The 22,054-nt window shown below is 66.5% G+C and carries 19 protein-coding genes and 1 pseudogene; 9 read left to right on the top strand and 11 right to left on the bottom strand.

The window, feature by feature from the left end; all coding sequences use genetic code 11:
- Nucleotides 1-185: 185 nt before the first annotated feature.
- The 8 genes and pseudogenes from RHCRD62_RS21580 to dnaA form a co-directional block, all read right to left on the bottom strand.
- Nucleotides 186-1,127 carry an alpha/beta fold hydrolase gene (locus RHCRD62_RS21580; protein ID WP_050066811.1) on the bottom strand — a complete coding sequence of 314 codons (942 nt, stop codon included), beginning with the start codon at nucleotides 1,125-1,127 and terminating at the stop codon, nucleotides 186-188.
- Nucleotides 1,128-1,154: 27 nt separating this feature from the next.
- Entirely contained in the window at nucleotides 1,155-2,243 is a 1,089-nt protein-coding gene (locus tag RHCRD62_RS21575) for a PDR/VanB family oxidoreductase (protein WP_050066810.1), read from the bottom strand.
- A gap of 17 nt (nucleotides 2,244-2,260) precedes the next feature.
- Complete coding sequence (locus RHCRD62_RS21570) at nucleotides 2,261-3,169, bottom strand: metal-dependent hydrolase (protein ID WP_050066809.1); 909 nt, start codon at nucleotides 3,167-3,169, stop codon at nucleotides 2,261-2,263.
- Nucleotides 3,170-3,282: 113 nt separating this feature from the next.
- Nucleotides 3,283-3,831, bottom strand: coding sequence for a DUF721 family protein (locus RHCRD62_RS21565; protein WP_050066808.1), 549 nt, complete (start codon nucleotides 3,829-3,831; stop codon nucleotides 3,283-3,285).
- An 81-nt stretch (nucleotides 3,832-3,912) separates the two neighbouring features.
- Nucleotides 3,913-5,103, bottom strand: coding sequence for a DNA replication/repair protein RecF (gene recF, locus RHCRD62_RS21560; protein ID WP_050066807.1), 1,191 nt, complete (start codon nucleotides 5,101-5,103; stop codon nucleotides 3,913-3,915).
- 1 nt (nucleotide 5,104) lies between these two features.
- A pseudogene (gene gnd, locus RHCRD62_RS21555) lies at nucleotides 5,105-6,007 on the bottom strand (phosphogluconate dehydrogenase (NAD(+)-dependent, decarboxylating)); the annotation flags it as partial.
- A 40-nt stretch (nucleotides 6,008-6,047) separates the two neighbouring features.
- Complete coding sequence (gene dnaN, locus RHCRD62_RS21550; RefSeq protein WP_050066805.1) at nucleotides 6,048-7,232, bottom strand: DNA polymerase III subunit beta; 1,185 nt, start codon at nucleotides 7,230-7,232, stop codon at nucleotides 6,048-6,050.
- A gap of 555 nt (nucleotides 7,233-7,787) precedes the next feature.
- Nucleotides 7,788-9,383, bottom strand: coding sequence for a chromosomal replication initiator protein DnaA (gene dnaA, locus RHCRD62_RS21545; protein ID WP_050066804.1), 1,596 nt, complete (start codon nucleotides 9,381-9,383; stop codon nucleotides 7,788-7,790).
- Nucleotides 9,384-9,918: 535 nt separating this feature from the next.
- On the opposite strand from dnaA, the gene rpmH reads away from it, so the two are divergent.
- From rpmH to RHCRD62_RS21500, 9 genes are all read left to right on the top strand, one after another.
- Nucleotides 9,919-10,062, top strand: coding sequence for a 50S ribosomal protein L34 (gene rpmH / locus RHCRD62_RS25620; RefSeq protein ID WP_084734434.1), 144 nt, complete (start codon nucleotides 9,919-9,921; stop codon nucleotides 10,060-10,062).
- Between the two features lie 21 nt (nucleotides 10,063-10,083).
- On the top strand, nucleotides 10,084-10,458 hold the full coding sequence (gene rnpA, locus RHCRD62_RS21540) for a ribonuclease P protein component (protein ID WP_050066803.1): 375 nt from the start codon (nucleotides 10,084-10,086) through the stop codon (nucleotides 10,456-10,458).
- Nucleotides 10,455-10,808, top strand: a complete 354-nt coding sequence (gene yidD / locus RHCRD62_RS21535) for a membrane protein insertion efficiency factor YidD (protein ID WP_050066802.1) — start codon at nucleotides 10,455-10,457, stop codon at nucleotides 10,806-10,808. The genes rnpA and yidD overlap by 4 nt, the downstream gene beginning before the upstream one ends.
- Nucleotides 10,809-10,812: 4 nt before the next feature.
- Nucleotides 10,813-11,880 (top strand): membrane protein insertase YidC, encoded by a 1,068-nt coding sequence (gene yidC / locus RHCRD62_RS21530; RefSeq protein WP_050066801.1) that lies wholly within the window; start codon nucleotides 10,813-10,815, stop codon nucleotides 11,878-11,880.
- A gap of 60 nt (nucleotides 11,881-11,940) precedes the next feature.
- Nucleotides 11,941-12,492, top strand: coding sequence for a Jag family protein (locus RHCRD62_RS21525; protein WP_050066800.1), 552 nt, complete (start codon nucleotides 11,941-11,943; stop codon nucleotides 12,490-12,492).
- A 3,167-nt stretch (nucleotides 12,493-15,659) separates the two neighbouring features.
- Nucleotides 15,660-16,331: a 16S rRNA (guanine(527)-N(7))-methyltransferase RsmG gene (gene rsmG / locus RHCRD62_RS21515; protein ID WP_050066971.1), complete on the top strand. Its 672-nt coding sequence runs from the start codon at nucleotides 15,660-15,662 to the stop codon at nucleotides 16,329-16,331.
- A gap of 47 nt (nucleotides 16,332-16,378) precedes the next feature.
- Nucleotides 16,379-17,383: a ParA family protein gene (locus tag RHCRD62_RS21510; protein ID WP_050066970.1), complete on the top strand. Its 1,005-nt coding sequence runs from the start codon at nucleotides 16,379-16,381 to the stop codon at nucleotides 17,381-17,383.
- The gene (locus tag RHCRD62_RS21505) at nucleotides 17,383-18,507 is read left to right on the top strand and encodes a ParB/RepB/Spo0J family partition protein (protein WP_050066798.1); all 1,125 of its coding nucleotides are present in this window, start codon (nucleotides 17,383-17,385) and stop codon (nucleotides 18,505-18,507) included. The genes RHCRD62_RS21510 and RHCRD62_RS21505 overlap by 1 nt, the downstream gene beginning before the upstream one ends.
- 195 nt (nucleotides 18,508-18,702) lie before the next feature.
- On the top strand, nucleotides 18,703-19,380 hold the full coding sequence (locus RHCRD62_RS21500; RefSeq protein WP_050066969.1) for a hypothetical protein: 678 nt from the start codon (nucleotides 18,703-18,705) through the stop codon (nucleotides 19,378-19,380).
- Nucleotides 19,381-19,387: 7 nt separating this feature from the next.
- On the opposite strand, the gene RHCRD62_RS21495 is transcribed toward RHCRD62_RS21500, so the two are convergent.
- The 3 genes from RHCRD62_RS21495 to trxB form a co-directional block, all read right to left on the bottom strand.
- Entirely contained in the window at nucleotides 19,388-20,587 is a 1,200-nt protein-coding gene (locus RHCRD62_RS21495) for an N-acetylmuramoyl-L-alanine amidase (RefSeq protein WP_050066797.1), read from the bottom strand.
- A gap of 100 nt (nucleotides 20,588-20,687) precedes the next feature.
- The gene (gene trxA / locus RHCRD62_RS21490) at nucleotides 20,688-21,011 is read right to left on the bottom strand and encodes a thioredoxin (RefSeq protein ID WP_050066796.1); all 324 of its coding nucleotides are present in this window, start codon (nucleotides 21,009-21,011) and stop codon (nucleotides 20,688-20,690) included.
- A gap of 35 nt (nucleotides 21,012-21,046) precedes the next feature.
- A complete protein-coding gene (trxB, locus tag RHCRD62_RS21485; RefSeq protein ID WP_050066795.1) occupies nucleotides 21,047-22,036 on the bottom strand; it encodes a thioredoxin-disulfide reductase in 990 nt (329 codons plus the stop codon).
- Between the last annotated feature and the right edge of the window lie 18 nt (nucleotides 22,037-22,054).

Here is a 22,054-nt window from a genome sequence, read left to right as displayed (position 1 = left end):
TCGCACGACGGTCGCGCCGGCGTGATGCGCGCACCGGCATGGCGATCGCGGTCGGCGAAACGCGACCGCGAGGTACCGAGTCATTCTACTGGTAGGCCCGGACGCAAGGGCATCTACGACACCCCTGAGCAGCCCGTAGGCGCAGTTTCAGCGACCACGGCGTGTCCCGCGACCCGTCGGGAACCTCACACGGCGGCAGCGGGCCCGTCGGCGGCCGAGCGCGAGATGACGTCGACCACGAAGTCCGCGGTGTGCCGCGCGACGTCGGGTGCGTGCGAGAGCGGCGACCAGTGCCCGGACGGGACCTCGGTGCGCCGCAGGTCAGCGGCCCAGTGCGCGGTTTCCTCGAAACCGAACGGCAACACGGCCTTGTCCCTGGTGTTCACGAGCAGCTGGACCGGAACGTCGGTTCGGCGCAGCCGTGGCCGCCCCAGCCGGTCGAGCGTGTTGGCGCGATACCGCTTGATCCCGTTCGCGGCGTCGCGGGCGATCGTCGCGGACGGCAGCGCCAACGCCGGATCCATCCGATCGAACAATGCGAGGAACCGCGGCCAGCGCGGTGCGATCACCTTCCCCGTGACGAACTCGGGCACCACCGGCACATGGAACAGCACCGCGTAGAACGAGGCGGCGAACTGCGCGAGCACCTTCCCGACCCCGGACGGAGTCGGGTTGCGCAGGGTGCGGCGCATCCAGTGCCCCAGGTGGTCGAAGCACCAGCCCGAGGTCGACGTGAACGACGCGATGCGGCCGACCGCACCCGGCGAGCAGACCGCCTCCCACGCCTCGAGCGACCCCCAGTCGTGCGCGAGCACGTGGACGGCTTCGTCGGGGCTCACCGCGTCGACGACGGCGAGTAGATCCGTCGCGAGCAGCTCGAGTCGGTAGTCCGACACCGACGTCGGCACCGAGGACCGTCCGGCCCCGCGGGTGTCGTAGCTGATCACCCGGAACCGGTCCGCGAGCAGCGGGACCACGTGATCCCACAGCCGGTGGGTGTCCGGCCAGCCGTGCACGAGCACGACGGTCGGACCGTCCGGGTTGCCCTGTTCGAAAACGGCGAGGTCGACCGCTCCGTTACGAACCGCGGTCGCGCGGGCAGGGCCGCGAGAGCTGTTGGTGTTCATTGTCATTCGTCATCTCCTCAGAGACGGTCAGAGGTCGAGAACCAGGCGGTCGCCGATGCTGCGGGACACGCAGATCAGCATGTCGTCACGCCGCTCGTCGGGGGACAGTCGCGTGTCGCGGTGGTCGGGAGTGCCATCGACGACACCCACCTTGCAGGTGCCGCAGAACCCCTGCATGCAGGAATAGCCGATCCCCGGCCGACGGCGTCGCACGACCTCGAGGATCGTCTCGTCCGCGCCCACGGCGAACACCTCGCCACTGCGGGCCAGCTCCACCTCGAACGGCTCACCGTCGAGAACCGGTGGAGCACCGAATCTTTCGAGATGCAGGGCGGCGGCACCGGTGGCGGCGACGTGCGTTCGGACGGACTCGAGCATCGGGGCGGGGCCACAGCAGTACACGGCGCCTCCCGGGACTGCGCGGCCGAGCAGGTCGGCGGGGGTCGGGAGTCCGTCCTCCTCGTCGGTTCGGACGACCACCCGGTCGCGGTCCCATTCCTCGATCTCGTCGAGGAACGGCATCGTCGTCCTGGAACGCCCGGAATAGACCAATTGCCAGTCCATTCCGAGTTCCCGGGCGCGGCGCACCATCGCGATGACGGGAGTGATTCCGATTCCCCCCGCGATGAACAGCGCGCTGCCTGCGCCGACGAACGGAAACCCGTTGCGCGGACCGAGAACCGTGACCTGGGTTCCCGGTTCGAGCTGGTGCATCTCGAGCGATCCACCACCGCCGTCCGGGATCGCCCGCACCGCAACGGTGTAGTGCGACGCGTCGCCCGGATCCCCGCACAGGGAGTACTGCCTACGGCGCCCGGACGGCAGATGGAAATCGACGTGACATCCCGGCTGCCACCGGGGAAGGGCGTGGCCGTCGGGCGCGGCGAACGTGAGGGCGACGACGTTCTGGTCGGTGGCCACGACACGACGATCGGTGACCACGAGGGTCATCGCGGAATCCGGGTTGTGTCCGGCATGCGTCGGGTCGTAGGCGTGTCGGGCGATCAGGTCGAGATACCGGTCGGCGAACATCCGGAGCAGGCCCATGGCCCGGTCGGGACGCCGACGGCCCCGCAGATCCGATGGGGTGATCTGATGAACCTCGTTCGGCACCATCGTATTTCGTTCCACGGTCATCGAACCGCCGCGCGGGCCGCGGGCGAGGACGCGAGGTAGGCGACGGCCTGCGACGTCGATCCCTCCTGCGAGGGGTGATAGTCGCGGCGGAAGTACCGGCTCATCCGCCGCACCAGGTCCGTCGTCGTCGGCAGCACCCCGCGCCTACCTGCAGCGCGGAAGTCGGTGACGTGCGGCCGGCGTCGGTGCGGCGCGAGATGCGCCAACTCGGGGTCGTTCGCCATCAGAAATCGCGTACCCCGAATCCACAGGTACACCAACGCGGGGGTAGCGACGAGTTGGGTGCGCAGCCGACGCGACTCCCGCTTGTCGAAGTAGCGCAGGACGTCGTAGGCGACCGACCGGTGCTCGACCTCCTCCGACCCGTGCCAGCGCAGCAGGTCGAGCATCGTCGGATGCACTCCGGCCGAATCGAGAGCGCGGGCGTTGAGGACCCAGTCGCCGAGGAACGCGGTGACGTGTTCGATCGCCGCGATCAGGGCGAGGCGCTCCACCAGGTAGTTCTCCCGGCGGCCCGCCGTGAACGGACGCGGTCCGAGCAGTGTCGTGAAGACCCAGTTCATCTGGTCGGTGTACGGGGTCGGGTCGAGACCTTTCGCCTTGAGGTGCACGAGGACCCCGGAATGTGCGGACGAATGCATCGCCTCCTGGCCGATGAAGCCCGCGACGTCCGCGCGCAGCGCCTCGTCGTCGATCAGGGGCAGCGCCTCCTTGAACGTCTCGACGAACCAGTCCTCCCCCGCCGGAAGCAGGATGTGCATCACGTTGAACACGTGGGTGGTGAACGGATCGCCGTCGACCCAGTGCATCGGCAGGTCGGACCAGTCGAACTGCACGTCGCGCGCCTGCAGCAGGAGGTGTTCCGGCTCGTCGCGAACAGCTCGGTCGAGGGTTTCGGCGCCCATTGTCGTTCCCTTCCGGCGACGCAGGGCGTCGCCCGTGACACAGCTCACTCACAACACGTGGAGTAACTGTAACACTGGGTAATAGACAACTCGAGATCTTCGCCGTGAACGACTCAGCCGTAGGTGTCCCGCGGACCTCGGCCCTTGACGTGCCGGTCGCCCTTGCGCCAACTCGGCGCGGTGGGGCCGGTGATCCGCAGGCTGGTGACGACGCCGTCGCCGACGGCCGCCGCGATCTTCGCGAGAAGCTGGGACTGCATCAGCCGCAGCTGGGTGGCCCACGCCGTCGACTCCGCGGACACGCTCAGCACGCCGTCCTTCAACGACACCGGTTCCGCATGGGCCGAGATGTCTTCCCCGACCACCTGCGGCCACCGGCCGAACACCGTGCCCTCCGACACCCTCGACGACCAGCCACGGCTCTTCGCGACCGCATTCGCCAGCGCACCGAACGGTTGCGGGTCGCGGCCGTCGGGGCGGGCACCGGACCAGCTCCGTCGGCCCGCAGCCCGCAACTTGGGTTTCGGCGAGGACCTGCCCTGGCCGACGGACTTGCCACTGGCCTTCGCCGCCGCCCGCGCCTCCTCGAGTGCACGGCGGGCCAGGTCGATGCCCCGCAGTTCGGGTTCTCCACCGCCCGGGGACTCCGGTTCGTCGGTCATCACCGCTCCCTTCCGCACTCGATCATCCCAGCCATCCCTCCCGAGCACTTCCTCCCGCACCTGACCCGCCGGGTCAACGGGTCAGCGGAGAGTGGACGTGCGGCCGTCGGGCCTGTCGACGGCCTCGACGGCGAACCTCGTCGCGTGCAGTTCCTCGGGTATGTCCTCGGCGACCGCCGCGGTGATGAGCACCTGCTCGGCATCGGCGGCGACTGTAGCGAGGGCACGACGCCGTTTCCGGTCCAGTTCGGCGAACACGTCGTCGAGCATGAGGACCGGGTCCGTTCCGTCCGACCGCAACAGCTCGAACGCCGCGAGGCGCAGCGACAGCGCGAACGACCACGATTCGCCGTGGCTGGCGAATCCCTTGGCCGGCTGGTCACCGAGCCAGAGCTCCAGGTCGTCACGGTGCGGGCCGACGAGGCAGACGCCGCGGTCGATCTCCCGGGACCTGGCTTGGGAGAGTTCGTTCAGGAAGCTCGCCTCGAGGAGCTCGACGTCCTCGCGCACCCACTGGTGATCGGGATCGGTCAGTTCCACAGGCATGGAAGCACCGAGACTGGACCGGTACGCGATGGACGCCGGCCGCGACTCCGGAGCGATGCGCGCATACGACTCCGCGACGTGGGGTCCGAGTTCGGCGACCAGCCGCATCCGCGCCGCGAGTAGTTCGGCACCGTGGATCGCGAGGTGGCCGTCCCAGACGTCGAGCGTCGCCAGCGCACTCGCACCGTCTTCGGAACGGGAACCGCGACGCAGCGCGCCCCCGGCCGTCTTGAGCAGTGCGGACCTCTGACGCAGCACCTTGTCGTAGTCGGCGCGGACGGCCGCCATCCTGGGGATCCGGGTGCTGAGCAGTTCGTCGAGGAACCGACGGCGCTCCCCTGGGTCGCCGCGGACGAGTGACAGGTCTTCCGGCGCGAACAGCACACCGCGCAGGACGCCGAGTATTTCGCGCGGACGCCGCACCGGTGAGGTGTTCATCCGTGCCCGGTTGGTCTTGCCGTCGTTGATCTCGACGTCGATGGACAGTTCGCGGCCGTGGTTGACGACGACGGCACCGACCTGCGCGGTCGGGGCACCGGCGCGGATCAGGGGGCCGTCACTGGAGACCCGGTGTGAGGACAGCGTCGCCAGGTAGCCGAGCGCTTCGAGGAGGTTCGTCTTGCCGTGGCCGTTCGGGCCGAGGAACAGGGTGATTCCCGGACCGGGTTCGATGGTGACGGCGTCCCAGGATCGGAAATCACGCAGCGTGAACTTTCGGACGAACACCCTACGGCTGCCCGGATTCCGAAATTCGTTGCACTGCATGGCCTCCGAACTGATTCCTCAGTGCGGAAACGGCTTTCATCGCAGGCGAGTCGGACTGCCGCGACGCGAACCGTGCGAACAGCGCCGCCGAGATCACGGGTGCGGGGACGGCGTGATTGATGGCTTCCTCCACAGTCCACCGCCCTTCACCGGAGTCCTGTGTATAACCGGAGATCTCTGCGAAGTCGGGATCCTCGGCCAGCGCCTTGACGAGCAGGTCCAGCAGCCACGAGCGAACGACCGTGCCCTTCGTCCACGCGCGCAGGACGCCGTGCACATCGGTGACCAGGTCTTCGGCAGCGAGGAGTTCGTAGCCCTCGGCATAGGCGTGCATCAGGCCGTACTCGATGCCGTTGTGGATCATCTTCGCGTAGTGGCCTGCGCCGACCGGTCCGGCGTGGACGAAACCGTCGGCCCGTTCCCCCTCGGGACGGAGGGCGTCGAAGATCGGCATGGCCCGCGCGACATCGGACTCCGCGCCGCCGACCATCAACCCGTAGCCGTTCTCCAGACCCCACACGCCACCGGACACACCGCAGTCCAGGAATCCGATTCCCTTGTCGGACAACAGTTCAGCGTGTGGACCGTCCTCGGTGAAGCGCGAGTTCCCACCGTCGATCACCAGGTCGCCCGCCCCCAGGACGTCAGCCAGTTCCGTGATCGTCTGACGGGTGACGGCGCCGGACGGAACCATGACCCAGACGACGCGGGGGGACGGAAGTGCCGCAGCCAGGTCGGACAACGACGCCACGTCCGTGACCTCCGGACGCGGGTCGTAGCCGGTCACCTCGTGTCCCGCGATGCGCAACCGTTCGCGCATGTTGAAGCCCATCTTCCCGAGGCCGACCAGTCCCAGTTGCATCGCGGCGGTTCCCTTCGGTTCGAGGACGTGCGGGGCGCGGGTGTCAGCCGGGCAGACGGACCGGCATCAGGAGGTAGGTGTAGTCGCTGTCGGGTGCGGCGAAGGTGCCGCTCTCACCGGGAGTGGGCTCCTCCTCGGCCGCCGGACGCATCACCGCGGGGCGGCTCGGCGTGGTGAATCCGAACGTCACCCGGTCGCTGTGGAGAGACGTCAGTCCTTCGGTGAGGTACGTCGGGTTGAACGCGATGGTCAGTGCCTCGCCCTGGAACTGCGCTTCGAGAGCTTCCTCGGCGCGGCCCGCGTCGTCGCCGCCCGCGGCGAGGAGCAGACCGTCCTCGGAGAACTGCATGCGGACCTGGGCACCGCGCTCGGCGACGAGCGCGACACGCTTGATGGCATCGACCAGGGGCGCGACCTCGACGGTCGCGACCGCGGTGTGCTCGGCGGGCAGGAGCTGCCGGAACTTCGGGAACTCGGCGTCCAGCAGACGCGTCGTGGTCCGTCGACCCTCACCGACGATGCCGAGGAGCCCCTCGGATCCGACCGACGAGCCCGCACCGAATGCCAATTCGACCGGCGAAGCCGAGCCTCCCCCAAGGGTTTTCGCGGATTCGGACAGCGTCTTCGCAGGAATGAGCACGGCCGCGCTCGTGTCGGGATTCGCGGGCGTCCACTCGATCTGACGGACCGCGAGACGGAAGCGGTCCGTTGCCGCCAACACGACGTTCGAGCCCTCGATCTCGACGCGGATGCCGGTCAGCATGGGAAGCGTGTCGTCCTTGCCCGCGGCCACCGCGACCTGGCTGATCGCTTCGGAGAAGACGTCGACAGGCAGCGAACCCGTCTGCTGAGGAAGTTCGGGTAGCTGTGGGTAGTCCTCGACCGGCATCGTCGGCAGGGAGAACTTGGCGCTTCCGCAGGTGATGAGAACCCGCGTCCCGTCCACGGTCAGATCCACAGGCTTCGCAGGCAGGGAACGGGTGATGTCGGCCAGCAGCTTGCCGGAGACGAGTGCCGTACCGGGATCGGAGACCTCGGCCGAGATCCGGACCTGTGCAGAAACCTCGTAGTCGAATCCGGAGATCGTCAGGCCCTGCTCGTCGGCTGCGATGAGAACTCCGCCGAGAACGGGGACCGGAGGCCGAGACGGGAGACTACGAGCCACCCATGCGACGGAATCCGCGAAATCTTCCCGGGCGACCCGAAACTTCATGCTCCCGAGCTCCATCGCTGGGCTGATCCTCTCAGTAGGCACATCGCGTCGCCGCTGCCTTGGTGCGGACAGCGACAGAAGCCCACCGTAAGCCCTCGAGGACGAGTTTGAAAGCTGGAGGCACTCATGTCCGAGCGTGGCGCGAACGGTCCCGCACGCCTTGTGAACGCGACGATTCCACAGCACCTGTTTTCAAAGGAAGATCTCCCTAGAGAAACAAGCAGTAGTAGTAGGTCCTGTGAATTCTGTGCACAGCACCCTGTCCGCGCAGGTCTGCGTGCATGCGGGCATGGGGAATCCGTGGGGATGGAACGGGGATGAATTGTGGGTGCCTGTGGAAGCCCACAGAGTTGTTCATGTTCATCCACTCTCTGTCCACAGTTGATCCCCCGATGTACCCCGGTTTTCCACACACATGGGGAACGGAGGTGTCCGCTGGTCCCCAAAAACATCCACATTGCCTGTGGAGGTCTGTGGAAGATGTGCACAACCGCGTGACGTCCTGGGCATACGAAACCGGCGGACCGTCACGTGGGTGACGATCCGCCGGAACGGCTGTGGACTAACGGGTCAGCGGGCTCGCTGTTTGATGCGCGCTGTGAGTTCCTGCACTTGGTCGTACACCTTGCGCCGTTCCGTCATTTCCTTGCGGATCTTCTTGTCCGCATACATGACGGTCGTGTGGTCGCGACCGAACGTGTTGCCGATCTTGGGCAGTGAGAGGTCGGTCAGCTCACGGCACAGGTACATCGCGATCTGGCGGGCTTGTGCCAACGGCCGGGTCTTGCCGGGGCCGCACAGGTCCTCGATGGCCATACCGAAGTAGTCCGAGGTCGCCGCGATGATGGTGGCGGCGTCGATCTCGAGGGGCGTCGCGTCGGGCATCAGGTCACGCAGCACGACCTCGGCCAGACTGAGATCGAGCGCCTGACGGTTCAGTGACGCGAAGGCCGTCACACGGATCAACGCGCCCTCGAGCTCACGGATGTTGCGGTCGAGCCGGCTCGCGATCAGTTCGAGGACGTCGTGGGGGACGTCGAGGCGGTCCATCCGCGCCTTCTTGCTCAGGATCGCGATCCGCGTCTCGAGTTCGGGCGGTTGGACGTCGGTGATCAGACCCCATTCGAAGCGGGTTCGCAGACGCTCCTCCAGCGTCGCCAACTGCTTGGGAGGCCGGTCGGACGTGATGACGATCTGCTTGTTCGCGTTGTGGAGTGCCTCGAAGGTGTAGAAGAACTCCTCCTGGATGCCTTCCTTGCCCTCGATGAACTGGATGTCGTCGACGAGGAGGACATCGGTTTCGCGGTACCGGCGCTTGAACGCGACCTTCCGGTCGTCGCGGAGGCTGTTGATGAAGTCGTTCGTGAATTCTTCGGTGGAGACGTACCGGACACGAATACCGGGAAACAGTCTCCGCGAGTAGTGGCCCGCCGCGTGCAGGAGGTGAGTCTTGCCGAGACCGGACGAGCCCCACACGAACAGCGGGTTGTAGGCCCGGGCCGGCGCCTCGGCGCATGCGACAGCGGCGGCGTGCGCAAACCTGTTCGACGCTCCGATGACGAAGGTGTCGAAGGTGTACTTGGCGTTGAGACTGTTTCCGTCGGATGCGGCGGGAGGTGTCGTGGGCGGTTTGGTGAAGTAGGACGGCCACGACTCGTTGACGCTGGCGATCGCCTCCCCGTCCTCGTCGATCTCGTCGTGCTCACTCGGATCCGGCTCGAAGAGATCTGCGTCCCCGATACCTGGCCTGCGGCGGCGGAAGGCCTCGACGCTGACCGTGCCCGTGTTCGCAGCCTCCGATTCACCACTCTGACGGAGAGGAGTGAGGGGTTCGGGTTCCGGCACCACCGGAATCGGCGCTGTGACGACGGAGGCCTGAGCCTCGCTGGTCGGAGGTGCGATGCGGACACCGAGACCCTCGACCCCTTCGTCGATGTGCCGGTTCAGTGTCTGGAGGATCGGTTCCCGAAGGTCGCGCTCGATCGCTTCCTGGACGAACGAGGACGGAACCGACAGCAGCGCAAACCCCTGCGCCAAGGTCAACGGCCGAACCAGCGCGAGCATGGCCTTCTGCGCCTTGGTGAGTGGCTGCCCCGACTTGTCCGCAGTCAGTTCGGCGAGGACATCCACCCAGACTCGTGCCAGGGTGTTCGGCTCCTCGTTCAACGTCGGCCCTCCCGAATCCGTGCTGCGGGCGGCCCGCGGCGTTCGACGATCGTGGGCTCTCCACCCTGGGGACAACTTCCCCGCACAAGGCTTCGAATATGCCACCTGATCTGTGTTTCCACACAATTATCCACAAGTGTGGATAAAGGGTCGGCGGTGCGGATTCGCGCGGCAGACCCCACTGGTGAGCCCGCCGCGGACCTCTCACCTGGGCAGACGCGTCATTCCTCGGCTCGTCGACCAGGTGTGTGTGGTTCCGAGCACCGCGAGGTGTGACGAGGTTGATACACAGGATGGGGTCACGGGCAAGCATCCTGGGGACGTGGCGTGTCGCACCACGTCGCGGTTTGACCTGACCGCTCGCGCTGCGTAGTCTCGTATGGTCACCTATTCGAGGTGGCGGATTCGTGCTGACCGCGGGGTGCTCCATCGAGAGCGTGCGGGTCTGTGTGCCGCCATCGTCGGTGACCACCCGAATTTCAGCTACACAATACTGGCGCCGAATGGCGCCGACGATTTACGAGGAGTGTCGACCGTGGCCAAGGGCAAGCGGACGTTCCAGCCGAACAATCGCCGCCGCGCGCGCGTTCACGGCTTCCGTCTCCGGATGCGGACCCGTGCGGGCCGCTCCATCATCTCTGCGCGTCGCCAAAAGGGCCGCGCTTCCCTCTCCGCCTGATCGCACGGCGCAGGACCCCGGGTGCTGCCTGAGCCGCACCGGTTACGGCGGCGAGCGGACTTCGCGTCCACGGTCCGTCGCGGTAAGCGTGCGGCTCGTCAAGACGTCGTAGTCCATGCATTGGCCGACGCCAAGGCGGAGTCGCTGGTTGGCGATCCGGGTCCGCGTTTCGGTTTGGTTGTGAGCAAGGCTGTCGGGCCGGCGGTGATTCGACATCGAGTCGCACGCCGGCTTCGTCATATCTGTGCGAGCCTGGTCGACGAGGTGTCGGAGGGGTCCTACGTGGTGATTCGTGCACTGCCGGGTTCCGCGACGGCCACGTCCGCGGAACTCGATCGGCAATTGCGGTCGGGACTGCGTAAGCTCGATCTCCTCTCGGTGGGTAGATCCGGATGACGCGCGGCAGTTCGGCGAACAGGGATCGACTCACGGTCGTTCGTCGAGCGCCTGCGCGCGCGTTGATCTTCTGCATCGAGCTGTACCGCACCTACGTGTCCCCGACACGAATGCCGACCTGCCGGTTCACGCCGACCTGCAGTGAGTACGCTGTCGACGCACTTCGTGAGCGCGGAGCGCTCGTCGGGTCGTTGTTGACGGTCGTTCGACTGCTCAAATGCGGACCCTGGCATCCTGGAGGCTGGGACCCCGTGCCCGCGCGCCGGTCCCGGCATCGCGACGACGGTGTCAGGGATACGGACCAGCAATCCCACGAACTGCTGAGTGTGGGCGACAAGAGGAGTACCTAGAGCCGTGCTCGACTTCATCTACTACCCGGTGTCATGGATCCTATGGGTCTGGCACAAGGTGTTCGGCTCCTTCCTCGGGGCGGACAACGGCTTCGCATGGGCGCTGTCGGTGATGTTCCTGGTGTTCACACTGCGCGCGATCCTGTACGTGCCGTTCGTCAAGCAGGTGCGTACGACTCGGCAGATGCAGGAGTTGCAGCCGCAGATCAAGGCGCTGCAGAAGAAGTACGCGAACGACCGCCAGCGGATGGCGTTGGAGATGCAGAAGCTCCAGAAGGAGCACGGCTTCAACCCGCTGATGGGCTGCCTCCCCGTCCTGCTGCAGGCGCCCGTGTTCATCGGCCTGTTCCACGTCCTGCGGTCGTTCAACCGCACCGGTGAGGGCTTCGGACAGCTCGGGATGTCCGTGGAGGAGAACGCGAACACCGCGAACTACGCGTTCTCGGCTGCCGACGTCCAGTCGTTCCTCGACGCTCGCCTGTTCGGTGCCCCGATCGCCGCGGCGATGACGACGCCACCTGCTCAGCTCGCGGCCTACGGCGAGCCGATCCCGACGATCTGGACCATCGCCGTCGTCGCGGTCCCGCTGATGATCATCGCGTCGGTCGCCACCCACTTCAACTCGCGTGCCTCGGTGGCCCGGCAGAGCGAGGCCGCCGCCGCGAACCCGCAGGCCGCGATCATGAACAAGCTGTCCCTGTGGGTGTTCCCGCTCGGTGTGCTCGTCGGTGGCCCGTTCCTGATGATCGCGATCCTCCTGTACTGGGTGTCGAACAACATCTGGACCTACGCGCAGCAGCACCTCGTCTTCCGCCGCATCGATGCGGAGGAAGAAGAGAAGAAGGCCAAGGCCCTCGAGCGTCGCGCCGAGAATGCACCGAAGCCGGGTGCCAAGCCGATCGCGGGCAAGAAGGCCAAGGGAGCTGCCCAGGCGAAGGCTGCCGATTCGAGTACCGCGTCCGACGAGGTCGACGTGACCGAGACGTCGAAGAGTGCCGCGCCAGGAGCAAAGCCGAAGCCCGGTGCCAAGCCCCAGGCCAATCGCGGAAAGAACACCAAGCGCAAACGGTGATGCGGGACCGACGACTTCCGAGCGCTTCTGCGCTCCCCCATTACAGAGAAGAGAACGACGATGGCGAATGATCCGGGAACCGCGCGGGACGGAGTGGACGAGGTCGTGGCGGACGTGACAGTCGATGCACCTGTGGAGGAACTGGACGAGGAGGACGTGCTCGTCGAGGAAGGCGAGATCGCGGGTGACTACCTCGAGCAGTTGCTCGATGTGCTCGACTTCGACGGCGACATCGACCTGGACGTCGAGGGCGACCGCGCGATCGTGAGCATCGACGGCGGCGACGACCTCAGCAAGCTGGTCGGCCGTAAGGGTGAGGTTCTGGACGCCCTGCAGGAACTGACCCGACTGGCGGTGCAGCAGTCCACCGGCGAGCGCAGCCGGCTGATGCTCGACATCGCCGGTTGGCGCGCCGGCCGACGCGCCGAACTCACCGAGATCGGCCTCGCCGCCGCGAAGCGCGTTCTGGAGTCGGGTGAGCCGGAGTCACTCTCCCCGATGACCCCGTTCGAGCGCAAGATCGTTCACGACGCGATCGCGTCCGTGGATGGTGTCATGAGCGAGAGCGAGGGCGCGGAGCCGTCGCGTCGCGTCGTCGTACTCAAGGGCTGATTCCCCCCAGCAACGAGAAGGCTCCCGGCCGTGAGGTCGGGAGCCTTCGTCGTTCCGGGGACTCGGCAGCCTCGCGATGTGTGCCGAATGTTTCACGTGAATCCGGACCCGATCGACTGCAACGCCGTCTTTACATCAGGCGACACCGGTGCTGTCGATGGCGGCTGTGCCCGTCGAACCGAACTTGTCCACGGGTGTGCGAGACGGCGATCGTGGATCCGAGCCCAGGACCGGTTCGCTCGGCGGGATCATCGGCTGCCGACCCAACGTCGTGATGTGTGTGCGGACGAGAATGCGATGCATCGGGGCCGGACGGCGACGGCGACTGGTCTGTCCCGCGGCCGCGCGGGGGGTGCCCCACCCATTTCTGTCACGGGGTGGCTCTCCGGAGTCGTTCGGACTCCGCCGAGGCGGCGACGGTCGTCGGTTCCTCCGAGCCCGACCTCCGAGTGTCCAATCATGCTGCGGTGCAATGGATTTGGAGATCCGAGTCGACAGAACCTCGTTGCACGGGATGAATCCGCCGGTTCTCCGGGAAATCACATCCAACCACCCTGGCTTATTTCGTCACTGTGACAGGAATTCGTGAGGGTGGAAGTCTCAGGCAACGCAAGAGGAGTCGAAGTACACGGTTGCCCGTGGCGACGGCTCCATCGCTCCACCGCGGGTCGATCGATCCACGTCCGCGCAGTGCCGAAACGCGTCGAACCCGTACCCACGCCGACCGAGATCGGGTCCCCGAGTCGTCTCGTTTGGAGTGGTTCTTCGCCCACCGGGTTGCGAGTGACTGCTGCCCCGCCAGCGCCGACGACTCCGTGCGATCGTCCAAGGGAACCCTCCCCCACCGCAATGCCGGCGGAGTCCACGCGATGGTCGGCCGGAGCTGCGCCACAAACGCGTGTCCGTGGTGGCATCACGGTGAGTCTTCGGGCATTGTCCACTCGCCATGCGCACGGCCGGCGCTGTTGCGGCAGCCGCCCGGGAACGTCCCTTCGAGTGTCGTGACGGATGTTTGACACCGAGCCCCTCCCCTCCCCCACCGCTACCGCGCGGGGCGACGCATCGTCACGGGGTGGGCAGGCGCCGATCCTGCCGTTCAGCACCGCCCCACAATCCCTGCGATGTTTCACGTGAATCTGAGGTCCGTCGAACTCGGCGGAATGTGCGGCGCGCGCGGAGACTCACCTTCGCCCCGGGTGTACCTCAGATCCCTTCTCGCGTACGAGAGCGGTCTGGGCGTGCCCGGAGTTCATCAGAGCGTGGTTCGTGATCTCGATCGGATGCAGCTTCCGAGGCTCGTGGGCGCACTTGAGGGAAGCTGGCCACGCTCTGTGGCGTCCCGCGAGTGGTGACGCGGTGGAGTGCACCCAGGCGGTGCGGGAGTCCACCGGAACCGACGAACCCGTCCGACTGCTTCGGCCCTGGCGGTGATCGGCCACCCGGTGTGCACAACCGGGTGGGTCGCTCCTGTCGACGAGGTGGCGTCGATGTCCGTCGGTTGTCGGCGACGCGGAAGTGGCCCGCGGACAGCGGGTGTGATTGCAGCGCACACATGCCCGTTCCGCAGACGAGCCCACCGTGTCGACGGAGCCTCCCGATCCTCTATTGCCCTGCTGTGTGCCTCCGTGGTCGCCCCCAGGAAGGCAGTGAAGGTGCGCGGAGGAGACGCCATCGTTCTTGGTCGGTCACCCAGTGTTGCCTGGCCCGAACATCCTGGTTCACGTGAAACAAGGGTCTGCCGCTGCAAGTCGAGTACCGAGGGGCGGTCGAGTTCAAAGCACTCGAATGCGCAACGATGCGCGCCTCGTTGCACCAAGACAGCGTGACCCCTATGTGTTGAAGTGCCCTCGCGTCACGGTGTCGGTCGCTCGGATGGCGCACGTCGTAGTCACGCCGCTCCACGTGAAACATCGACGACGAGATTCGCTCTACGCCTTCCTCTCCTCCGGGAGTCCCCGCAGCTCTCGCGATCACATCGGCAGGTGCGTCGTGGACATTGAGAATTGCGGTTGCAGAAGGTGGCGCCGGACCGGTCGCGATGCGTCGCAGATGCGATCCCCCAATGACGACGCCCGCCCCGTGGACGCGAGTGACATCGGAGACACCCCGGTCGATTGCCACTCCCTCCCGGTGTCGACGGGCGCACGACGACGACCTCCCGAGAGACGCTGTCGAATCCCTCGACGGAGCGGGCTGGCGGGATTCGCGTGATCCTCACGACCCGGGGTGTGCAACGGGTTCGGATTCACGTGAAACAACGGATCCCAATCGACCTACTGCAGGCGAACCACTCCCCTCCCCCACGAGGCGGTTCCCTCACGAGACGGGCGGCGGTGCGTAAACGAGGTCCGTGGGGCAGGCGGTGTGGCTCGCCCGGTGGATTGTCGAGGTTGCGTTGATTCACGTGGAACATCGAATGCAGGCTCGGTATGGCGGACCACTCCCCTCCCCCACCGCGCTGGACCTAGCCCTCGGATCACATGGCGTCCCTGTCGACGTCCTCGAGTGGCTGCCGAACTCGCGGACGAACGGAATGGTGCGTCCTGGGCGTCACTGGACCGGTGCCAGCTGTCGGTGTGACTCGATGTGTCTTCCCGCACGCCGGATTCGCTCCGTGGGCTCCGCTCCTGCCGGGTGGTCGCTCCGCGGGCTCCGCTCCTGCCGGGTGGTCGCTCCGCGCGCTCCTGCGCGGGGAGACTGACCGTCGCCGAACGATGGGACCTCTCGTGCATCCGGGATCCTCGCGACGCGCCCTGACCACCCGCCGTGTTGCCGCGTCGATTCAACGTCGCTCGATGACCTCGTGCGCGGTGACGATTCACTTGAACCGAATGGCGATCTATGGGGACCGATCATTCGGACTGATCGAAACGGCCAACCCGTGTTCGCGGCGGATGATCCGGCACGATCGACGCCTGACGGGTGCACCGGTAGTCGTCGACGCCTAGCCGGACGGGAGGTCCATGATTCACGTGAAACAGCCGTGGGGCGATCAGAGTTCGAGAGTGGTTGGCCTCCCAATCACTCCCCTCCCCCACTGCCGGCGCGGTCGGCGGGACGGCATCGGCCCGCGAGAACGATCGTGCGGGGCCGGTTGCGTGAAGTTCTCATGTCGGGTACCGGAATACGGCCTGTTGGTTTGTGGAATGTCACGCGTGCGCGGGAAGATGTTTCACGTGGAACCCATCGAGTCCGAAGCCCTCCCCGACGCCGCTCAGCGCGTGTTCGGGGACCGCCTTCACCTTGCCCTCAAGTACCACGACTCCCTCGCAACGGACGGGGTGGAGCGTGGCTTGATCGGCCCCCGCGAAGTGCCGCGACTCTGGGAGCGCCATCTCCTGAACTGTGCCGTCATCGGCGAACTGATCGGCGAGGGCGAGTCGGTCGTCGACGTCGGAAGTGGTGCCGGGTTGCCGGGCATCCCGCTCGCCATTGCCCGCCCGGATTTGAAGATCACCCTCGTCGAACCGCTGTTGCGTCGGTCCGTCTATCTGGCCGAGTTCATCGAATCCGTGGGCCTCGATGTTCGCGTGGTGCGCGGCCGCGCCGAACAGGCCGGTGTCATCCAGGAGGCGGGTGGCGCGGACGTCGTCACGTCACGAGCCGTCGCACCGTTGGAGAAGCTGGCCCGATGGTCGCTGCCGCTCGTACACACGCACGGTCGAATGTTGGCGATGAAGGGATCCAGCGCAGCCGAGGAGATCGAGCGCGATCGCGCTTCCCTAACCAAGCTCGGGGCTGGCAAGCTTGAGGTCGTCGAGTGCGGCGTCGGGATTCTCCCGACGCCGACCACTGTTGTTCGGGCGGAACGCATTCCGAAGAGATCTCAGCGGCGATGACAGCGTGGTCGAACGGTGATCGAGTCGGTTCAGTGAAGGAGCACTACATGTCGGGTGGACCCGAAGCTACCGTTTCACGTGAAACGGACCACAACTCATCGCGATCCACCGACCACGTGTCACCGAACGGGCAGGGCGCCGAGCCGTCCGGTCCGTACGACGGGATCTCCCTCGAGGACACCCCGATCGGTGCGGCGGCGCAGCGCGCGAGCCAGGTGCTGCACCCGGGCAGTGTGTCACTCCCGAAGCCGGATCGTCGTCGGATGCTGACGATCGCCAACCAGAAGGGTGGCGTCGGAAAGACCACGACGGCAGTCAATTTGGCGTCGGCATTGGCGGTTCAGGGCTTGACGGTCCTTGTCGTCGACCTGGATCCGCAGGGCAATGCCAGTACCGCACTCGGGGTCCCGCACCACTCCGGGGTTCCGTCGAGCTACGAGCTGCTCATCGGTGAGGTGACCCCCAAGGAAGCGCTGCAGCAGAGCCCGCACAGCGAGAAGCTCTTCTGCATCCCGGCCACGATCGACCTCGCAGGTGCGGAGATCGAACTGGTGTCGATGGTTGCCCGCGAGAACCGACTCAAGAACGCCCTCTCCGAGTCCTTTCTCAACGAGCTCGACGTGGATTTCGTGCTCATCGACTGCCCCCCGTCACTCGGCCTGCTGACCGTCAATGCGCTGGTTGCCGCGAACGAGGTCCTGATCCCGATCCAGTGCGAGTACTACGCGCTGGAGGGTGTCGGTCAGCTCCTGCGCAACATCGAGTTGGTCAAATCCCATCTGAATCCGGCACTGCACGTCTCGACCGTCCTGCTGACCATGTACGACGGGCGGACGAAGCTCGCCGACCAGGTGGCGGAGGAGGTCCGCGGACACTTCGGCGAGGCAGTCCTGAAGGCTGTGATTCCCCGCAGCGTGAAGGTCTCCGAGGCTCCGGGATACGGAATGACGGTTCTCGACTACGATCCCGGATCACGTGGCGCCATGAGCTATCTGGACGCCGGCCGTGAGCTCGCTGCCCGTACCGCATCGATCAAAGCGCAGGAGAACTAGTGGCACAGAGAAGCAAGGGCGGCCTCGGACGTGGCCTCGCGGCACTGATTCCGACCGGCCCTGACGCCGGACCCCGGCTCGGCAGCGCGGCGGCCGACGTCATCATCGGCAACGTCGTTGCACCGACGAAGCCTGCGCCCGCGACGGAAGTGGAGCCGGAGAGCAACGGCGAGCCCCTCCCCTCCCCCACCGGATCGGATGACGTCGCCGCAAAGCCGGCAGCGACGGCGGACGCCAAGCGCGAGCAGACTGCGGCGAAGAAGTCCGCTGACAAGCCCGCGCCTGCCGATGCGACGACCGAGGACCTGGCACCGGTCGGTGCGTCCTACCGGGAGATCCCGGCGGCGCAGATTCAACCGAATCCGAAGCAGCCGCGGTCGGTCTTCGACGATGAGGCGCTTGCGGAGCTGGTGCACTCGATCCGCGAGTTCGGATTGATGCAGCCGATCGTCGTTCGTGCACTCGGGCCGGACAGCTATCAGTTGGTGATGGGTGAGCGTCGCTGGCGGGCATCCCAGGAAGCGGGCCTCGCGAGCATTCCGGCGATCGTGCGGGAGACGAACGACGGCGACATGCTGCGAGACGCACTTCTCGAGAACATTCATCGGGTCCAGCTCAACCCGCTGGAGGAGGCGGCCGCGTATCAGCAGCTGCTGGAGGAGTTCAACGTCACCCATGAGGAGTTGGCGTCGCGGATCGGGCGGTCCCGCCCGGTGGTCACGAACATGATCCGACTGCTCAAGCTGCCGATTCCGGTTCAGCGTCGCGTTGCGGCCGGCGTGCTCTCGGCGGGGCATGCGCGCGCATTGCTGTCGCTCGAGGCAGGCGCGGACGCGCAGGAGGTTCTCGCGGCCCGGATCGTGGCCGAGGGGATGTCGGTTCGTGCGACCGAGGAGGCGGTGACGCTCGCCAACCGTGACGGTGGTGATCTCCCGACTCCTCCGACCAAGCGCAAGCCCATTCAGATGCCCGGTCTCCAGGATGTCGCCGATCGCCTCTCCGGCGCCTTCGACACCCGCGTCACCGTGAGCCTCGGCAAGCGGAAGGGCAAGATCGTCGTCGAGTTCGGTTCGGTGGACGATCTGCAGCGAATTGTCGAGATGATGGAGTCGCCCGGCGCCTAACGCGGGGTGGTGGCTTTTTCGTCACTGTGACGTCGGGCATCGGTGCGTGAAGTCCGTCGAGAGCACAAGATGATTCGGGTTCTGCACGGCCACCACAGGTCGTGCAGAACCCGATCGCCTATTCTTTACCTGGAGAACGGTTGAATGTGCGGACGCCCGTCGTCCGTGCGCGGTGTCGTGGAGGCGAGAGTCAGGGTGTCGATGCGCATCAGCCCCCTCACACTCGACGGCTTCGATCAGCTCCCCCGGCACGCCCGGCGTTGCGTCTTCTGGGAAATGGACCCGGACGCCCTGCGCGACTCACGCGTGTACGCGGACCCCGAGTTCGAGAAGGAAGCATGGCTGTCGATGGTCATGCTGGAGTGGGGTTCGTGCGGGCAGATCGCGACGCTTGACGGGCGCCCCGCCGGCTGCGCGCTCTACTCCCCTCCTGGCAACGTGCCGCGTGCCAAGCTCTTCCCGACCTCCCCTGTCAGCCCGGACGCGGTCCTGCTGACCACGATGCGGCTCGAACCGGTTGCGGAGCTGGACGGAGTGGGCCCCAGCCTCATTCAGGCCGTTGTGGGCGATCTGGTGCGCCGTGGCGCGCGTGCCATCGAGGCGTTCGGCATCGTCCGGGGTCCGGACGAGGGTAGGACCGCAGGGAGCTCACACGTCTGCAGCCCGTCGGAATGCATGATCGATTCGTCGTTCCTCGAGGACATGGGCTTCGAGGTGGTCGCGGCGCACCCGCGGTTCCCCCGACTTCGACTCGAACTCGACCGGGACCTCGGCTGGAAGGCCGACGTCGAGTCGGCGCTGGAGCGACTGCTCATGGCGGCCGCGGTGACGGTGCCGGAGAGCACGCACCGCTCCGCCGTCGGCGTGATCTAGCACCTGTTCAGGCGCGGTCGGCCTTGGCGAGTTCCTCGGCGAGCAGTTCCTTGAAAGTGTATGTGCCCGTCGGCTGATCGTCCTGCCCGAGCAGGTACAGACGCTTGACCGCAACCAGGATCGCTTCCGCGATCGTGTCGCGATTGCGCGGATTGATGAGCGTCTTGACGTCGGAATCGTTTGTGAGATAACCGATGTCGATCTGTACTGTCGGCATGGTGGTGAGCCGCAACAGATCCCATGATCGACCGTGGGTCCGGCAGTTCTGAAGTGGTGCGCGAGCAACGATTTCGCGCTGGATGAAGCTTGCGAGTACCTGTCCGATCCGGGACGTCGCGCCGTGCGAGTTGCCGAAGTGGAACGTGGCGACACCGTTCGCCTGCGGACTCGTGCTGCTTGCGCACCGCAGCGAGATCATGAGGTCCGCGTCGAAGGAGTTGGACGTCTCGGCCCGCTGTGCGGTCGACGGATTGCTGTTCGGCGGGTGCGACAGGAACGTCTCCATCCCGGTCGCCGCCATCCGGCCTTCGAGTCTGTTGGCGATGTCCCACAGGATCTGGGCCTCGGTGATCGGACCGTGCGGCGTCGGGACCACGACGCCGGTCTCGTCGCCGCCGAGATCAGGGTCGATCACGATGCGCTTGCCGCTCAGCTGCGGTCCCGAGCGGCGAACCGACTCCTCCTCGGTGATCGCGTGCGGCGAACCACCGGTGACGCGGGTCCCGAGCAGTTCGAGCGACCGCAGCGTCTGGGGGCCGCAGATGCCGTCCGACGCGATGCCGATCTCCCGCTGGAACGACGACAGCCCCTCGTGCGTCTTCGGACCGAAATACCCGTCGACGCGGCTCGAGTAGAAGCCGAGATCCTGCAGCTTCGTCTGCAGTGCCGCGACGTCGTCGCCGAACTGGGGAGCGGACAGCTGGTACGCGAGGGTGCGGGCCCCGAGGCGGTACGACGCCTCACGCAGCGCGCGGTACGTGGCGGCGCCGACGACCCCGTCGACGAGGAGGCCACGTTGCTGCTGGAATGCACGGACGGCGCTGTCCAGATGGTGGTCGAACACAGTGTCGGGAGCAGCCCACTGCGCACCGTTCACGGGCTCACGGTGCGCAGTGGTGACGCCGTCGAGGAGATAGCCCAGGTTGGAAAGGGTGCTCCGAATCTCGGTAACGGCGTGACCGTGGTCGCCGTGACGGAGTCGATGCATTCGATGGAGCCCTTTCTCGTGCCTGTGTCGCCAACACCTTCGGGGGTGATTCTCTCAGAAGCCCCCGGCGAATCGGCAATCCCGAGGACCGTGGCGGCGATTACAGAACGTCGGAGAGGTCCTTGAGCAGGGCGGCCTTGCCCTTGGCGCCGACGATCTGCTTCACCGGCTTTCCGCCCTGGAACAGGATCATCGTCGGGATCGACATGACCTGGAAGTCGCGGGCGGCCGAGGGGTTGGCGTCGATGTCGAGCTTGGCGACGGTCAACTTGTCGGCGTGCTCACCCGCGATCTCCTCGAGGACCGGAGCGACCATCTTGCACGGCCCGCACCAGGTTGCCCAGAAGTCGACGAGGACGGGCTTGTCGGAGTCCAGCACGTCCTGCTTGAACGAGTCGTCGGTGATGGTGATGGTGTTGGCCATGGGTTCTCCTCGTGTGTGAGCGGACGAACGGTCGATCAGGCCTGCGCGGCGACCGGTTCGCCGGCCGCGTCCAGGGTGTTGGCGCTGATGTCACCGCGCTCGGCGAGCCAGCGCTCGGCGTCGATCGCCGACGAGGCGCCCGTTCCCGCTGCGGTGATCGCCTGCCGGTAGGTGTGGTCGACGAGGTCGCCCGCGGCGAACACACCCTCGACTGAGGTGTGCGTGCTCGGCGACTGCACCAGCACGTAACCGGCATCGTCGACGTCGACCTGACCCTTGACCAGTTCGCTGCGCGGATCGTGACCGATCGCGACGAACATGCCGGTCACGGGCAGCGTCGACTGCTCGCCAGTGACGGTGTCGCGGAGCACCAGGCCGGTGACGCTGTTCTCGCCGAGCACCTCGACCGGCTCGGCGTTCGTCACGAAGCGGATCTTCTCGTTCGCCTTGGCGCGCTCGAGCATGATCCGGGAGGCGCGGAATTCCTCGCGGCGGTGCACCAGGGTGACCGACTTCGCGAAGCGGGTGAGGAAGGTGGCCTCCTCCATTGCGGAGTCGCCGCCGCCGACGACGACGATGTCCTGGTCCTTGAAGAAGAAACCGTCGCAGGTGGCGCAGGCGGACACGCCGCGGCCCAGCAGGGTCTCCTCCCCCGGAATGCCGAGGTAGCGGGCGGCAGCGCCCATCGCGAGGATGACGGCGTGCGCGTAGTAGGTCTCGCCGTTCGCGACGACCTTCTTCACCGGACCGGTGACGTCCAGTTCGTCGACGTCCTCGGTGCGGATGTCGGCACCGAAGCGCTTGGCCTGCTCGCGCATCTCGTCCATGAGGTCCGGGCCCATGATGCCGCCGCGGAAGCCGGGGAAGTTCTCGACCTCGGTGGTCGTCATCAGTGCGCCACCGAACTGGGTGCCCTCGAACAGCAGCGGCTCGAGCTCCGCACGCGAGGCGTAGACCGCGGCCGTGTAGCCGGCAGGTCCGGAGCCGACGATGATCAGGTCGCGAACGGAGGTCGGAGTAGTCATGGGGCCTTCCCGGTAGTG

Origin of the sequence: Rhodococcus sp. RD6.2, from assembly GCF_001040705.1 — a bacterium.
Lineage (GTDB): Bacteria > Actinomycetota > Actinomycetes > Mycobacteriales > Mycobacteriaceae > Rhodococcus_G.
This window is presented reverse-complemented; position numbering and strand designations above follow the sequence as displayed.

What these genes read in the sequence shown, in the direction of transcription:
- RHCRD62_RS21580 (WP_050066811.1), bottom strand. Translation starts at nt 1,127, where the DNA reads ATGAACACCAACAGCTCTCGCGGCCCTGCCCGCGCGACCGCGGTTCGT.
- RHCRD62_RS21575 (WP_050066810.1), bottom strand. Translation starts at nt 2,243, where the DNA reads ATGGTGCCGAACGAGGTTCATCAGATCACCCCATCGGATCTGCGGGGC.
- RHCRD62_RS21570 (WP_050066809.1), bottom strand. Translation starts at nt 3,169, where the DNA reads ATGGGCGCCGAAACCCTCGACCGAGCTGTTCGCGACGAGCCGGAACAC.
- RHCRD62_RS21565 (WP_050066808.1), bottom strand. Translation starts at nt 3,831, where the DNA reads ATGACCGACGAACCGGAGTCCCCGGGCGGTGGAGAACCCGAACTGCGG.
- dnaN (WP_050066805.1), bottom strand. Translation starts at nt 7,232, where the DNA reads ATGGAGCTCGGGAGCATGAAGTTTCGGGTCGCCCGGGAAGATTTCGCG.
- yidD (WP_050066802.1), top strand. Translation starts at nt 10,455, where the DNA reads ATGACGCGCGGCAGTTCGGCGAACAGGGATCGACTCACGGTCGTTCGT.
- RHCRD62_RS21525 (WP_050066800.1), top strand. Translation starts at nt 11,941, where the DNA reads ATGGCGAATGATCCGGGAACCGCGCGGGACGGAGTGGACGAGGTCGTG.
- rsmG (WP_050066971.1), top strand. Translation starts at nt 15,660, where the DNA reads ATGTTTCACGTGGAACCCATCGAGTCCGAAGCCCTCCCCGACGCCGCT.
- RHCRD62_RS21510 (WP_050066970.1), top strand. Translation starts at nt 16,379, where the DNA reads ATGTCGGGTGGACCCGAAGCTACCGTTTCACGTGAAACGGACCACAAC.
- RHCRD62_RS21495 (WP_050066797.1), bottom strand. Translation starts at nt 20,587, where the DNA reads ATGCATCGACTCCGTCACGGCGACCACGGTCACGCCGTTACCGAGATT.
- trxA (WP_050066796.1), bottom strand. Translation starts at nt 21,011, where the DNA reads ATGGCCAACACCATCACCATCACCGACGACTCGTTCAAGCAGGACGTG.
- trxB (WP_050066795.1), bottom strand. Translation starts at nt 22,036, where the DNA reads ATGACTACTCCGACCTCCGTTCGCGACCTGATCATCGTCGGCTCCGGA.